This window comes from Natronococcus sp. A-GB7, assembly GCF_029688865.1.
In the GTDB taxonomy this organism is placed as follows: domain Archaea; phylum Halobacteriota; class Halobacteria; order Halobacteriales; family Natrialbaceae; genus Natronococcus.
Genome location: NZ_JARUKV010000010.1, coordinates 35,275 through 48,523, shown reverse-complemented (window position 1 = coordinate 48,523; position 13,249 = coordinate 35,275). Strand labels below are relative to the sequence as shown.

The window sequence follows — 13,249 nt, the reverse complement described above, 5'->3', positions numbered from 1 at the left end:
CGTCCCCGAGTCCGTACGGGCGACGATAAACACACCGTGTCGTGGTAGCCAAGCGGCCCAAGGCGCATGGTTGCTAACCATGTGGCGTCAAGCCTCCGGGGTTCAAATCCCCGCCACGACGTCGGCTTACCCGATCGACGTCCAGTCGGTCGGCTCTGAAACGCGCGCACACCAGACACAGATTCACCACACATGAGCGAGGAAGAACCTCAAGAGCAAGAGGACGAAGACCTTCAATACTTCGTCCGCATCGGTCAAACCGACCTCGACGGGACGAAATCCGTCGAACGCTCGCTCTCGGAGATGAACGGGATCGGTCGTCGGACCGCCCGACTCATCGCCGAGAAAGCGGGCGTCGACCGAACGGCAACGTTCGGCCGACTCGACGAAGACGTCATCGACGAGGTCGTGACACTCGTAGAGAACTACGCCGACGAAGTTCCGGACTGGCTCAACAACCGCCAGCACGACTTCTACACCGGCGAAACAACCCACGAGATCGGCAACGATCTCCAGTTGACCCGACAGCACGACATCAACCGGATGAAGATGATCGACTCCTACAGGGGCGTTCGCCACAAGCGCGGCCAGAAGGTCCGTGGCCAGCGAACGAAGTCCACCGGTCGTACGGAGGGCACCATCGGCGTCAACGTCGAGGAGATCCGTGAGGAACAGGAAGAGGAAGCCGCCGAGGAGGATGACGAATAATGCCGCTCGGAACCGACACCAAGCAGTACGAGACGCCGAACCATCCCTACCAGGGCGAGCGCATCGCCGACGAACACTCGCTGGTCGAGCGCTACGGGCTCTCGAACAAGGAGGAGCTCTGGCGAGCGCAGTCCGAGCTTCGTTCCTACCGACGCGAGGCTCGTGACCTGCTCGGCCAGGCCCAGGACGACGAGACCGTCATGCGTCGCTCCGAGGAGTTCCTCGGGCGACTCAAGCGCGTCGGCATCCTCAACGAGGCCGACGAGCTCGGCGACGTCCTCTCGCTCGAGATCGAGGACGTCCTCGAGCGCCGTCTCCAGACGGTCGTCTACCGGAAGGGGTTCGCGAACACGACCCAGCAGGCCCGTCAGTTCATCGTCCACGGCCACATCGTGGTCGACGGCCAGCGCCACCGGGTCCCCTCCTACGTCGTCGACGTCGACGAGGAGGATCTCGTCGGCTTCGAGGAGAACAGCCCGCTGTCGGACGACCTGCACCCGGAACGCGCGGAGGAGCAATAACATGAGCCAGGACGACGAGAAGTGGGGCGTAGCCCACGTGCACGCATCGTTCAACAACACGATCATGACCGTCACCGACCTCACCGGGTCGGAGACGATCGCCAAGTCCTCCGGCGGGACCGCGGTCAAGCAGAACCGCGACGAGGCCTCGCCGTACGCGGCGATGCAGATGGCCGAATCGATCGCCGAGGAGGTCAAAGCCGCAGGAATCACGGGCCTGCACGTTCGCGTGCGCGGCCCCGGCGGCAACCTCCAGAAATCCCCCGGTCCCGGCGCGCAGGCGACGATCCGCGCGCTGGCCCGCTCGGGCATCGAGATCGGGCGCATCGAGGACGTCACGCCGATCCCGCACGACGGATCGCGCGCACCCAAAGGGAAGGGCGGCTACTAACCCATGAGTGAGGAGTACGACGTCGAGTTCGTCGAACGCGGGGATCGAGAGGGTCGGTTCCTCGTCCGCGGGATCACCCCCGCGTTCGCCAACGGGATCCGTCGCGCGATGGTCGCCGACGTTCCGACGATGGCGATCGACACCGTCAGGTTCGTCGAGAACTCGTCGGTGATGTTCGACGAACAGCTCGCTCTGCGGCTCGGACTCGTCCCGCTGACGACCCCGCCGGAAGGCGAGTTCGTCGAGGACGACACCGTGACGCTCTCGATCGACGTCGAAGGACCGGCCACCGCCTACTCGGGCGATCTCGTCTCGAGCGACTCGCTCGTCGAAGCCGCCGACGAGAACGTCCCGATCATCGAGCTCAAGGACGGCCAGCGCCTCGAGGCCGAGGCCGAGGCCCGACTCGAGCGCGGGAAGAACCACGCGAAACACCAGGGCGGGGTCGCGGTCGGCTACCGACACCTCCAGCGCGTGGAGGTCGTCGACGACCTGCCGGAGTTCCAGGAGCCCGAATCCCAGATCGTCCGGGGGGTCGTCGAGGAGAACGGCGAACTCGTACCGACGAGCGAGTTCGACCACGACATCTCGACCCGACACCCCGGCAAGGAGGTCACCCTGGAGGACGTGCCGAACGCCTTCGTCTTCCACGTGGAGACGGACGGCTCGTTCACCGTCGAGGAACTGGTCACGCGAGCCGCCGACTCGATCGAGGCCCGCGCGACCGAACTCGAAGAGGCAGTACAGCTATAGACATGATCCGACGCCCCCGAACCCACGTCGCCGAAACGCCCCTCGCCAGCGCCGTCTCCTGCGAGACTGGCGAGGTCTCGGCGGCTCGAATCGAAAGGGGTTTGAAGGGGCGACGGGTACACGGAAGTGCGAGCAGGGATAGCCAAGTCAGGCCAACGGCGCAGCGTTCAGGGCGCTGTCTCGTAGGAGTCCGCAGGTTCAAATCCTGCTCCCTGCATCACTTCTCACAACCGATTCCGATCGACGACAGTCCTGAGTCCGTCGATCACGCAGTGTTTGGAGGAAACCAATGAGTAGTAAAACCAATCCGAGGCTCAACGATCTCATCGCCGAGCTGAAGTCGACGTCCCGGGAACGGGACGCCGACGTCTGGCAAGACGTTGCGGATCGACTCGAGAAGCCCCGGCGAACTCACGCCGAGGTCAATCTGGGCCGTATCGAGCGATACGCACGCGAGGAAGAGACCGTCGTCGTTCCCGGCAAGGTGCTGGGATCCGGCGCGCTACAGAAAAACGTCACCGTCGCCGCCGTCGACTTTTCGTCCTCCGCAGAGACGAAGATCGAACAGGTCGGCGACACCGTCCCGCTCGAGCAGGTGCTCGAGGACAACCCCGAGGGATCCAACGTACGGGTGATTCGATGAGCATGGCAGAGTTCGAAGCAGACGTCGTCGTCGACGCTCGAGACTGCATTCTCGGCCGCGTCGCAAGCCAGGTCGCACAGCGCGCCCTCGACGGGGAGCGCATCGCGATCGTCAACGCAGAGGACGCCGTCATCACCGGCGACGCCGAGGACGTCTTCGGGACCTACCGCAAGCGTCTGGAGCTCGGCTCCGACAGCGGTCCCTACTACCCGAAGCGACCGGACACGATCCTCAAGCGCTCGGTCCGCGGCATGCTGCCGTACAAGAAGCCCCGCGGCCGCGAGGCGCTCGACAGCGTTCGTGTCTACGTCGGTAACCCCTACGAGGACGACGAAGCCGTCGACGCAGAGGTCCTCGAGGACACGTCGCTCGATCGGCTCTCGAACATCCGCTTCGTGCACCTGCACGAGGTCAGCGAACAGTTAGGTGCTAACGTCACATGGTAACGAACACGAGTGGAAAGAAGAAGACCGCCGTCGCCCGCGCAACCGTTCGCGAGGGCGAGGGCCGCGTCCGTATCAACTCGAAACCGGTCGAACTGGTCGAACCGGAGATGTCCCGGCTCAAGATGCTCGAGCCGTTCCGCATCGCCGGCGACGAACTCCGCGACGAGATGGACATCGAGATCCACGTCGAGGGTGGCGGCATCAGCGGACAGGCCGACGCCGTCCGCACGGCCATCGCCCGCGGAATCGTCCAGTACACGAACGACGCCGAGCTCCGCGACGCCTACATGGAGTTCGACCGCTCGCTGCTGGTCAACGACGTTCGCCAGTCGGAACCGAAGAAGTGGGGCGGCCCGGGCGCTCGGGCTCGCTACCAGAAGTCCTACCGCTGAGGTGATTCAAGCATGATGGTACCGGTCCGGTGTTTCACCTGTGGCAACGTCGTCGGCGAACACTGGGAGGAGTTCGACGAGCGAGCCAACCAGGGCGACGAGGACCCGCAGGAGGTCCTCGACGAGCTCGGCGTCGACCGCTACTGCTGTCGGCGGATGCTCGTCAGTCACACCGACCTCGTCGACGTGGTCTCACCATACCAGTAACAATGCAACAGGAACGCCACAACCGATACGAGAAAGCACGCATTCTGGGGGCGCGAGCGCTGCAGATCTCCTACGGCGCGCCGGTGCTGATCGAGACGGATCGGAGCGAGCCGATCCTGATCGCCGCCGAGGAGTACGACGCCGACGTGCTCCCCTTTACCGTCAACCGGGGGCCGAAGCGATGACGCTCGTCACCGACGTCCGGCTCCGCCGGATCCTGGACTCGCGTGGCAACGCCACGGTCGAGGCCGACGTCGTCACCGAGAGCGGCGGCTTCGGCCGCGCCGCGGCGCCAAGCGGTGCGAGTACCGGCGAGTTCGAGGCGATCGAACTGCCGGCTCGCGAGGCGATCGCCGCAGCTCGCGAACACGCCGTCCCGCGGCTCGTCGACGAGACCTACGCGGGCAACCAGCGCGAGATCGACGCGGCACTGCGGGCCGCCGACGGCACCGACGACTTCTCGAAGATCGGCGCCAACAGCGCGGTCGCGATCTCGATGGCCGCCGCGAAGGCCGGCGCCGACGTGCTGGGCGCACCGCTGTTCCAGCACCTGGGCGGCACCTTCCGGGGCGAGAACTTCCCGACGCCGCTGGGCAACGTCGTGGGCGGGGGCGAACACGCCGCCGACGCGACCGACATCCAGGAGTTCCTCGCTGCACCCGTCGGGGCACCGAGCGTCGAGGACGCCGTCTTCGCCAACGCCGCCGTCCACGGCGAGGTCGCCGACATCCTCGAGGAGCGCGATTACCCCTCGGGCAAGGGCGACGAGGGCGCGTGGGCGCCGTCGATCGACGACGAGGAGGCGTTCGAGATCGTCGACGAGGCCGTCTCGCGGGTCGAAGACGAGGTCGGCTTCGCGATCGGTTTCGGGCTCGACGTCGCGGCAGCGGAGATGTACGACGCCGACTCGGAGACCTACGAGTACGAGTCCGCGGGCGTCAGCCGCGACACCGACGAGCAGATCGAGTACATCGCCGATCTGGTCCGCGAGTACGATCTGGTCTACGTCGAGGATCCCCTCGACGAGAACGACTACGAGGCGTTCGCCGACCTCACCGACGAGGTCGGCGAGCAGACGCTGGTCTGTGGCGACGACCTGTTCGTCACCAACACCGACCGACTTCGGGAGGGAATCGATCAGGGCGCGGCGAACAGCATCCTGATCAAGCCCAACCAGATCGGGACGCTGACTGACGCCTTCGACGCGATCGAACTCGCGACCGAACACGGCTACGACTCGGTCGTCTCCCACCGCTCGGGCGAGACCGAGGACGCGACGATCGCACACCTCGCCGTCGCGACCGACGCGCCGTTCATCAAGACGGGCGCCGTCGGCGGCGAGCGAACCGCCAAGCTCAACGAGCTCATCAGAATCGCAGACGACGCGACATGACAGACGACAACGCAACCCAGGAAGGGCTCGACGCCGCCGAGGAGGAGATCGACGAGGAGCCGGGCGAAGGGCCCGGCCCCGCCGCCGATCCCGACGAGGACGTCGAGCCAGCAGCCGAACAGCCCGCCGAGGCCGACGCGGCCGAGGCCGAAGAAGACGCAGGACCCTCGCTCGACGACGACGTCATGAGCGACGAGGAGGCCGACCTGCTGATCCCCGTCGAGGACTACCTCGGCGCTGGCGTCCACATCGGGACCCAGCAGAAGACCAAGGACATGGAGCGGTTCATCCACCGCGTCCGGACCGACGGTCTCTACGTACTCGACGTCTCGAAGACCGACGGCCGCATCCGTACGGCCGCGGACTTCCTCTCGAACTACGACCCCGAGCAGATCCTGGTCACCTCGAGCCGCCAGTACGGTCGGTTCCCGGCCGAGAAGTTCGCCGAGGCCGTGGGCGCTCGCGCCCGCACCGGCCGCTTCATCCCCGGGACGCTCACGAACCCGAAGTACGACGGTTACATCGAACCCGACGTCGTGGTCGTCACCGACCCGATCGGCGACGCCCAGGCCGTCAAGGAGGCGATCACCGTGGGTATCCCGGTCATCGCGATGTGTGACTCGAACAACCAGGTCAGCAACGTCGACCTGGTCGTCCCGACGAACAACAAGGGTCGCAAGGCCCTCTCCGTGGTCTACTGGCTGCTCGCCAACGAGGTCCTCGACCGCCGCGGCGCCGAGCCGTCCTACGCGCTCGAGGACTTCGAGAGCATGGTCTAACCGACAGGGTCGCTTTTCTCGACGATCGCCGTTTCGGAGCGATAGTATTAGGAACCGTCCGTATGAACGGAAGGGTATGCTCGAGCACGTCTTCGCGTTCGAAGAGAAGAAGATGCCGCTGCCCGTGTTGCTGTCGGCGGTCGGCCTCATCGCGATGTTCGCGGTCGGGATCGTCTATCGGCTGGTCTCGTTTCTGGTCCTGTAGCTCTACACGGACGTTCGCGCCGCTACGAGCGTCCGCACCGACACAGTCAACTATTAACCGCCGTCGTTCGAACGGCCGGGTATGACACGCTCGAGCGCCCCCGGCAAGGTCTATCTCTTCGGGGAGCACGCGGTCGTCTACGGCGAGCCCGCGGTGCCGTGTGCGATCGAACGACGGGCACGCGTCGGCGTCCAGCGACGGGACGACGGCAAGCTCCGCGTTCACGCCGAGGACCTCAGTCTGGACGGTTTCACGGTCGAGTACGGCGGGAGCGCGGACGAACAGCCCGACGTCGACGTCTCCGAGTCGCTGGTGACGGCGGCGATGGGGTACGTCGACGGCGCGATCGACCAGGTTCGCGAGGTCACCGGGGAGGAGGCGGTCGGTTTCGACGTCACCATCGAGAGCGACATCCCGCTCGGGGCGGGACTGGGCTCCTCGGCTGCAGTGGTCGTCGCCGCTATCGACGCCGCGACGCGCGAGCTCGGGGTCGAACTCGAGCCCACCGAGATCGCCGAGCGCGCCTTTCGAACGGAGTACGAGGTTCAGGACGGGCAGGCCTCCCGGGCCGATACGTTCTGCTCGGCGACGGGCGGTGCGGTCCGCGTCGAGGGCGACGACTGCGGTTCGATCGAGGCGCCCGATCTCCCGCTGGTGATCGGGTTCGACGGCGGCGCGGGCGATACGGGCGAGCTCGTCGCGGGGGTCCGAAAACTCCGAGAGGAGTACCCCTTCGCCGAGGACACCGTCGCGGCGATCGGCGACGTCGTCCGCAACGGTGAGGACGCCCTCGAGGCGGGCGACCTCGAGGAGCTCGGTCGACTGATGAACTTCAACCACGGGCTGCTGTCGGCGCTCGGCGTCTCCTCGCGCTCGCTGGACTCGATGGTCTGGGGGGCGAGAGACGCCGGCGCCTACGGCGCGAAGCTGACGGGGGCCGGCGGCGGCGGCTGTATCGTCGCGCTCGATCCGACCGACGAGACCGAGACCGCGCTCTCGTACACGCCCGGCTGCGAGGAGACCTTCCGTGCCGAACTCGCCGAAACGGGGGTGGAGCGACTCGAATGATCGTCCTGAAACTCGGCGGCAGCGTCGTCACCGACAAGGACCGCGCGGAGACGCTGGACGGCGAGGCGCTCGGCAGGGCCGCCGACGCCGTCGCCGCCGCACTCGAGTCCCCCTCGGAATCGCTCGCCGAAGGGCTCGTCGTCGTCCACGGCGGCGGGAGCTTCGGCCACCACAACGCCAGCGAACACGGCGTCAGCACGACCGCGGGAACGCACGATCCGGCCGCGGTACAGGACATCCACGGGGCGATGACGACGCTGAACGCGTTCGTACGGTCTCGGTTACTCGAGCGCGATGTCCCCGCGGTGCCCGTTCACCCCTTCTCGGCGGGACACCGCGACGCCGACGGCGAACTCCACCTGCCGACGGGACAGGTCCGGACGCTGCTCGAGGAGGGGTTCGTCCCCGTCCTTCACGGCGACGTGATCGCTCACGCGGGTGAGGGCGCGACGATCGTCAGCGGCGACGAGCTCGTCGCCGAACTCGCCCGAGCCCTCGACGCCGATCGGATCGGGCTCTGTTCGACGGTTCCGGGCGTGCTCGACGACGACGATGCGGTCATCGACCGCATCGAGTCCTACGGGACCGTCGCCGACGTCCTCGGCGAGAGCGAGGCGACGGACGTCACCGGCGGGATGGCCGCGAAGGTCCGGGCGTTGCTCGAGCTCGAGGCCGACGCGTCGATCTTCGGGCTCGAAGGGCTCGAGGGGTTTCTCGAGGGCGAGGGGGCGGGGACGACGATCGAATAGCGCATCGGTGACGTTCGTCGGCGCCGAACGGTCGCTCCGCGGTGAGGAAATGGTTATCGCTGGCCGGGCTGTACTCACACTATGTCAATCGATGGCGCACCAGCGGCGCCGCGGGAGGGGGCGATCGACGACGTCGCCTACCTCGTTCGGTCGGAACACCGCGTTCCGGCGCTGGCCGCGATGGCGGCTCGTCCGCGGACCCGCGGCGAACTCCGCGAGCTGACCGGGGCGTCGCCGTCGACGATCCGACGCACGCTCCGGGCCTTCGAGGACTGCAGCTGGGTACGCCGCGACGGGCACCGGTACGGGGCGACCGCGCTCGGGACGGCCGTCGCGAACGGGGTCGAGACACTGCTCGACCTGGTCCAGACCGAGCGAACGCTGCGGGACGTCTGGACGGAGCTTCCGGACGCGATCCTCGAGGTCGCCCTCGAACAGCCCGGACGGACGACCGTTACCGTCGCCGAACACGATGCGCCGTACGGGCCGGTGAACCGGTTCCGGTCGCTGCTTCGCGAAACGGATCGGTTCCGGTTCGTCGGGTTCGACGTGGGTCTGTACGATCCCTGTACGGACGAGTTCGGACGGCGCGTCCTCGAGGGTATGGACGCGGAGCTGATCGACTCGCCCGACGTCGCCGCCTACATGCTATCGACGTATCCCGAACGGTGTGACAGGCTCCTCGAGAGCGGGAACCTGACCGCGCTGGTTCACGACGAGCTGCCGTCCTACGGGATCAGCCGGCTCGACGACCGGGTTGCCGTCAGCGGCTACGATCCCGACAGCGGCGGCGTGACGGTGCTCGTCGATACGGACGCCCCCGAGGCCTGCGAGTGGGCCGACGCGGTCTACGCGACCTACAGGAACGAGGCCCGCCCGCTCGAGACCGAACGGGTCGAGGACGTAGAGATCGAAGCGTAGCACGACGGCTCCAGCGACAGGCAGAGCTGCGGTCGTCAGTCGAACAGCACTCGGTCGAGAATCGGGCGCAGGAACGACCCCCGACGCGTCCGCTTGGAGTGGACCAACAGGACGGGCTGTTCGATCGCCGCGGCGAGTCGGTCCGAGCGCTGTTCGACGAACAGGTCCGGTAGTCGACGGTGCGTGACCGTGCTCAGCATCACCAGATCCGCCGACTCGAGTTCCCGCGAGAGCCCCTCGATCTCGTCGTTCGTCCGAACGATCGTCGACTCGACGGGAACGGTACAGAGGTCGTCGAGGTCGTCGTGGTACTCCTCGACCGTCTCGAGCAGTTCCTCCGGCGCGTCCTCCCCGATGGCAAAGAGGAATCGGACCGACGCGCCGAGGGTGTCGGCCATCGCGTCCGCGAGTTCGACCTTCAGCGGATCGTTGAACGGACTGCGATCGGTGACGACGGCGATCTCGTCGACGGTCCCGCGCTGTTCGTGCTGGACGAAGACGACGTCGCAGGGGGCGTGTTCCATAATCCAGTCGGTGTCTCGTCCGAACAGGGTCCCGAGCCGGCTCGTGGCCTGCTGGCGAGCCAGCACGAGATCCGCCCCGGTACGATCGGCGAAGTTCACGACCGCGTGGCGGGTGTCGTGGCTGACGATCTCGCCGACCTCGACGGGCACCTCGAGGTAGCGGACGAGCTCGTCGGTTCGCTCCTCGAACTCGACGTCGTCCTCGGAGAGCTCGGCGGCAGCCGTATCGAGGGGCACCTGGTCCGGCACCTCGTCGAACCGAACCACGCGAATCCGCCCGCCTCGTCGACGAACGATCGGCGCGGCCATCTGAATCAGCGCGTCCTCCTGTTCCCGGGTTACGTCCCGCCGGATCGGGATGAGGACCTCGTAACGGTCCTCCCGCTCGAGCTGTTCTTCCGTGTCGCGAACGAACTGTCGCCCGGTCTCCCGGCGGGCGAGTCCCTTCGCGACGCCCTCGCGTTCGACCCGTTCCTGGGCGTAGAGCTTGAACCAGACGAATCCGAGGATCACGAGCCCGATCGAGCCGACGATCTCCTGGGTCTCCATCTGCGTGATGATGAAGATCCCCGAGACGATGCCGAACAGCTGCACCCAGGGGTAACCCGGCGTGAGGAACTCCGGGTCGTACCACTCGAGGTCGCGCTCGCGGAAGGCGATCAGGGCGCCACAGACGAGGATGTAGACGAGGATCTGGAACGCCCCGGCCATCTTGGCGATCTCGTCGACGTTCTGGGTCGCGACGATGAAGATGATGATCGCCCCGGTGGTGAGGATCGCGACGAACGGCGTGTTGAACCGCGGGTGGATGTACTCGAATCTGTCCAGAAAGAGGTCGTCCCGGCTGAGCGCGAGCGGGTACCGCGAGGCGGTGAGGATCCCCGCGTTGGCGGTACTGACGAGCGCCAGCAGGGCCGCGAGGATGATCGTGGCGACCGCCAGGAATCCGACGGGGAGCCCGCCGAGGGTCACCCCGCCGAAGAGCAGATCCGTCGCGAGGGCCATCGGCTCCTCCGAGTCGGCGAGTTGATCACCCTCGATCACGCCGACGAGTACGAACACGAGCAGCGCGTAGAGAAACGCCGTCACGATCAGCGACGCGAGAAGTCCGAGCGGGAGGTTCCGCCCCGGGTTCTCGATCTCCTCGGCGACGGCAGCGACCTTGGTGACGCCCGCGTAGGAGACCAAGACGAGCGCTGTCGCGGTGAGGATGCCGTCTATTCCTTCGTCGAAGAAGCCGTCGAAGTTCGCCCCTTCGACCTGGACGATCGAGCCGGCGACGAACCCCGACAGGATTACAAGCATGACGACGACCATGATCAGCTGGAGTCCGCCGGTCTGTTTGACGCCGATCAGGTTGACCGTGATGAGCACGATCGCGAACGTAATGCCGAGCGCCCGGACACCGGGGATCGGAACTGCGGCTCCGAGCCCGGGAATCGCGAGACTCCAGGTCGGAAGCTCGTAGATGAAGTTGATGTAGAACATCCCCCCGTACAGCGCCAGCGACCCCTTCAACATGAGCATGAGCCAGGTTCCGAGCCCGGCGATCGTCCCGAACGACGGACCGAGTCCTCGTTCGATGAAGACGTAGTCCCCACCGGCCTCGGGCATCGCCGTCCCCAGTTCGGCGATGCTGAGTGCGGCGGGAACGACGAGAATCGCCGCGATCACGAACGCGAGGATCACGGCGGGACCGGCTTCAGCCATCGCGATCCCCGGGAGAATGAAGATCCCGCTGCCGATCATCGCTCCCATGCTGATCGCGATCACCGCGAACAGTCCGAGATCGCGCTCGAGATCCTTCGTCATCGGGCGGTGATTTCCCGGCGAGCGTTAAGAAACGTTGGTGCTTCGGAACCGATTGCGCAGCCGTCGACACCTGAATCGGGACTCGTCAATCGCCTACGTCCAAAAGCAAACGATCAGGCGGTTCGACACGCGATCGACGGCTCGGTGCGTTCACCGGAACCCAACCCACTGCGTTTTTAACATCCGAGCGTGTAGGAAGAGGCAACGTACCCGCGGGCAAGTGCGTTCGGGCCTCACGGCGTTTCCGGGGCCGACTGGCGGAATACCCCGCCGCGAACGCATAGCGGGATGGCCGACGCGCTGCAAGACGCCGGGGCCGCACAACCGGGAGTCCGCGGACCGTTTCAGTGAGAGTCCACACGCGGCTTTCAGTGCTAGCAACTATGGAAATCGAAATTGCAACGATTGGCGGTTACGAGGAAGTCGGACGGCAGATGACTGCCGTTCGCGCCGGCGACGACGTCGTCATCTTCGACATGGGGCTGAACCTCTCGCAGGTTCTGATCCACGACAACGTCGAGACCGAGCGGATGCACAGTCTGGATCTGATCGACATGGGCGCGATCCCGGACGATCGGATCATGAGCGACCTCGAGGGCGACGTCCAGGCGATCGTCCCCACTCACGGCCACTTAGACCACATCGGCGCCATCTCCAAACTGGCCCACCGGTACGACGCGCCGATCGTCGCCACGCCGTTTACGATCGAACTGGTCAAACAGCAGATCGAGGGCGAACAGAAGTTCGGCGTCGAGAACGACCTCGTGAAGATGGACGCCGGGGAGACGATGTCGATCGGCGACTCCGGGCAGGTCGATCTCGAGTTCGTCAACGTCACCCACTCGATCATCGACGCGATCAATCCCGTGCTCCACACGCCCGAGGGCGCCGTCGTCTACGGGCTGGACAAGCGGATGGACCACACGCCAGTCATCGGCGACCCGATCGACATGGAGCGGTTCCGCGAGATCGGTCGCGAGGGCAACGGCGTGCTGTGTTACATCGAGGACTGTACGAACGCGAACAAGAAAGGGCGCACGCCCTCCGAGAACGTCGCCCGCGAACACCTCCGGGACGTCCTCTACAGCATGGAGGACTACGACGGCGGGATCGTCGCGACGACGTTCTCGAGTCACATCTCGCGGGTCACGAGCCTCGTCGAGTTCGCGAAGGACATCGGCCGCCAGCCCGTCCTGCTGGGCCGTTCGATGGAGAAGTACTCTGGCACCGCCGAGCGACTCGACTTCGTCGACTTCCCGGACGACCTCGGCATGTTCGGCCACCGCAAGTCCGTCGACCGCACGTTCAAGCGGATCATGAACGAGGGCAAGGAGAACTTCCTGCCCGTCGTGACGGGCCACCAGGGCGAGCCCCGCGCGATGCTCACCCGGATGGCCCGCGGCGAGACTCCCTACGAACTGGACGACGGCGACAAGGTCGTCTTCTCCGCTCGCGTGATTCCGGAGCCGACCAACGAGGGCCAGCGCTACCAGGCCGAGAAACTGCTCGGTATGCAGGGCGCCCGCGTCTACGACGACATCCACGTTTCGGGGCACCTCAACCAGGAGGGTCACTACGAGATGCTCGACGCGCTCCAGCCCCAGCACATCATCCCCGCCCACCAGGACCTGAAAGGGTTCTCCAGCTACGTCGACCTCTGCGAGAGCGAGGGGTACAAGATGGGACGTGACCTGCACGTAACCCGCAACGGCAACCTCATCCAGCTTGTCGACTGAT

General features: G+C 66.1%; 17 protein-coding genes and 2 tRNA genes. 18 read left to right on the top strand and 1 reads right to left on the bottom strand.

Annotated features, from left to right (window positions below):
- Positions 1–38: 38 nt before the first annotated feature.
- The 17 genes from QA609_RS10725 to QA609_RS10645 all read left to right on the top strand — a co-directional run bounded on the left by QA609_RS10725 (position 39) and on the right by QA609_RS10645 (position 9,176).
- Positions 39–121 (top strand) — tRNA-Ser (locus tag QA609_RS10725).
- Positions 122–192: 71 nt separating this feature from the next.
- Positions 193–708, top strand: coding sequence for a 30S ribosomal protein S13 (locus tag QA609_RS10720; protein ID WP_278302599.1), 516 nt, complete (start codon positions 193–195; stop codon positions 706–708).
- Positions 708–1,229, top strand: coding sequence for a 30S ribosomal protein S4 (locus QA609_RS10715; protein WP_278293213.1), 522 nt, complete (start codon positions 708–710; stop codon positions 1,227–1,229). The genes QA609_RS10720 and QA609_RS10715 overlap by 1 nt, the downstream gene beginning before the upstream one ends.
- Before the next feature lies 1 nt (position 1,230).
- Entirely contained in the window at positions 1,231–1,620 is a 390-nt protein-coding gene (locus tag QA609_RS10710) for a 30S ribosomal protein S11 (protein ID WP_005557955.1), read from the top strand.
- Between the two features lie 3 nt (positions 1,621–1,623).
- Entirely contained in the window at positions 1,624–2,373 is a 750-nt protein-coding gene (locus QA609_RS10705) for a DNA-directed RNA polymerase subunit D (RefSeq protein ID WP_278302598.1), read from the top strand.
- Positions 2,374–2,505: 132 nt separating this feature from the next.
- Positions 2,506–2,590, top strand: a tRNA-Leu gene (locus QA609_RS10700).
- Between the two features lie 72 nt (positions 2,591–2,662).
- A complete protein-coding gene (locus QA609_RS10695) occupies positions 2,663–3,016 on the top strand; it encodes a 50S ribosomal protein L18e (RefSeq protein WP_278302597.1) in 354 nt (117 codons plus the stop codon).
- Entirely contained in the window at positions 3,013–3,462 is a 450-nt protein-coding gene (locus QA609_RS10690; RefSeq protein ID WP_278302596.1) for a 50S ribosomal protein L13, read from the top strand. Before QA609_RS10695 ends, QA609_RS10690 begins: the two co-directional genes overlap by 4 nt.
- Positions 3,456–3,854 carry a 30S ribosomal protein S9 gene (locus tag QA609_RS10685; protein ID WP_278302595.1) on the top strand — a complete coding sequence of 133 codons (399 nt, stop codon included), beginning with the start codon at positions 3,456–3,458 and terminating at the stop codon, positions 3,852–3,854. Before QA609_RS10690 ends, QA609_RS10685 begins: the two co-directional genes overlap by 7 nt.
- Before the next feature lie 12 nt (positions 3,855–3,866).
- Positions 3,867–4,061, top strand: coding sequence for a DNA-directed RNA polymerase subunit N (locus QA609_RS10680; RefSeq protein ID WP_015321049.1), 195 nt, complete (start codon positions 3,867–3,869; stop codon positions 4,059–4,061).
- 2 nt (positions 4,062–4,063) lie between these two features.
- Entirely contained in the window at positions 4,064–4,246 is a 183-nt protein-coding gene (locus QA609_RS10675; protein WP_005557944.1) for a DNA-directed RNA polymerase subunit K, read from the top strand.
- Positions 4,243–5,454 (top strand): phosphopyruvate hydratase, encoded by a 1,212-nt coding sequence (eno, locus tag QA609_RS10670; RefSeq protein WP_278302594.1) that lies wholly within the window; start codon positions 4,243–4,245, stop codon positions 5,452–5,454. Before QA609_RS10675 ends, eno begins: the two co-directional genes overlap by 4 nt.
- A complete protein-coding gene (gene rpsB / locus QA609_RS10665; RefSeq protein ID WP_278302593.1) occupies positions 5,451–6,233 on the top strand; it encodes a 30S ribosomal protein S2 in 783 nt (260 codons plus the stop codon). The genes eno and rpsB overlap by 4 nt, the downstream gene beginning before the upstream one ends.
- Before the next feature lie 76 nt (positions 6,234–6,309).
- Positions 6,310–6,438, top strand: coding sequence for a hypothetical protein (locus tag QA609_RS10660; protein WP_278302592.1), 129 nt, complete (start codon positions 6,310–6,312; stop codon positions 6,436–6,438).
- A gap of 81 nt (positions 6,439–6,519) precedes the next feature.
- Positions 6,520–7,506 (top strand): mevalonate kinase, encoded by a 987-nt coding sequence (gene mvk, locus QA609_RS10655; protein WP_278302591.1) that lies wholly within the window; start codon positions 6,520–6,522, stop codon positions 7,504–7,506.
- Positions 7,503–8,255, top strand: a complete 753-nt coding sequence (locus tag QA609_RS10650) for an isopentenyl phosphate kinase (protein WP_278302590.1) — start codon at positions 7,503–7,505, stop codon at positions 8,253–8,255. Before mvk ends, QA609_RS10650 begins: the two co-directional genes overlap by 4 nt.
- An 81-nt stretch (positions 8,256–8,336) precedes the next feature.
- A complete protein-coding gene (locus tag QA609_RS10645) occupies positions 8,337–9,176 on the top strand; it encodes a MarR family transcriptional regulator (RefSeq protein WP_278302589.1) in 840 nt (279 codons plus the stop codon).
- Positions 9,177–9,211: 35 nt separating this feature from the next.
- Here QA609_RS10645 and QA609_RS10640 read toward each other — a convergent pair whose 3' ends face one another.
- Positions 9,212–11,512 (bottom strand): amino acid permease, encoded by a 2,301-nt coding sequence (locus QA609_RS10640; protein ID WP_278302588.1) that lies wholly within the window; start codon positions 11,510–11,512, stop codon positions 9,212–9,214.
- Between the two features lie 383 nt (positions 11,513–11,895).
- Between QA609_RS10640 and QA609_RS10635 the strand changes: the two genes are divergently transcribed.
- Positions 11,896–13,248: a ribonuclease J gene (locus QA609_RS10635; RefSeq protein ID WP_278302587.1), complete on the top strand. Its 1,353-nt coding sequence runs from the start codon at positions 11,896–11,898 to the stop codon at positions 13,246–13,248.
- The last annotated feature ends 1 nt before the right edge of the window (position 13,249 follow it).

Bases quoted from the DNA above. Each gene is read 5' to 3' on its own strand.
- QA609_RS10705 (WP_278302598.1), top strand. From the start codon at position 1,624: ATGAGTGAGGAGTACGACGTCGAGTTCGTCGAACGCGGGGATCGAGAG.
- rpsB (WP_278302593.1), top strand. From the start codon at position 5,451: ATGACAGACGACAACGCAACCCAGGAAGGGCTCGACGCCGCCGAGGAG.
- QA609_RS10710 (WP_005557955.1), top strand. From the start codon at position 1,231: ATGAGCCAGGACGACGAGAAGTGGGGCGTAGCCCACGTGCACGCATCG.
- QA609_RS10640 (WP_278302588.1), bottom strand. From the start codon at position 11,512: ATGACGAAGGATCTCGAGCGCGATCTCGGACTGTTCGCGGTGATCGCG.
- QA609_RS10635 (WP_278302587.1), top strand. From the start codon at position 11,896: ATGGAAATCGAAATTGCAACGATTGGCGGTTACGAGGAAGTCGGACGG.
- QA609_RS10720 (WP_278302599.1), top strand. From the start codon at position 193: ATGAGCGAGGAAGAACCTCAAGAGCAAGAGGACGAAGACCTTCAATAC.
- QA609_RS10650 (WP_278302590.1), top strand. From the start codon at position 7,503: ATGATCGTCCTGAAACTCGGCGGCAGCGTCGTCACCGACAAGGACCGC.
- QA609_RS10690 (WP_278302596.1), top strand. From the start codon at position 3,013: ATGAGCATGGCAGAGTTCGAAGCAGACGTCGTCGTCGACGCTCGAGAC.
- QA609_RS10695 (WP_278302597.1), top strand. From the start codon at position 2,663: ATGAGTAGTAAAACCAATCCGAGGCTCAACGATCTCATCGCCGAGCTG.
- QA609_RS10680 (WP_015321049.1), top strand. From the start codon at position 3,867: ATGATGGTACCGGTCCGGTGTTTCACCTGTGGCAACGTCGTCGGCGAA.
- QA609_RS10715 (WP_278293213.1), top strand. From the start codon at position 708: ATGCCGCTCGGAACCGACACCAAGCAGTACGAGACGCCGAACCATCCC.
- QA609_RS10675 (WP_005557944.1), top strand. From the start codon at position 4,064: ATGCAACAGGAACGCCACAACCGATACGAGAAAGCACGCATTCTGGGG.
- QA609_RS10660 (WP_278302592.1), top strand. From the start codon at position 6,310: ATGCTCGAGCACGTCTTCGCGTTCGAAGAGAAGAAGATGCCGCTGCCC.
- mvk (WP_278302591.1), top strand. From the start codon at position 6,520: ATGACACGCTCGAGCGCCCCCGGCAAGGTCTATCTCTTCGGGGAGCAC.
- QA609_RS10645 (WP_278302589.1), top strand. From the start codon at position 8,337: ATGTCAATCGATGGCGCACCAGCGGCGCCGCGGGAGGGGGCGATCGAC.
- QA609_RS10685 (WP_278302595.1), top strand. From the start codon at position 3,456: ATGGTAACGAACACGAGTGGAAAGAAGAAGACCGCCGTCGCCCGCGCA.
- eno (WP_278302594.1), top strand. From the start codon at position 4,243: ATGACGCTCGTCACCGACGTCCGGCTCCGCCGGATCCTGGACTCGCGT.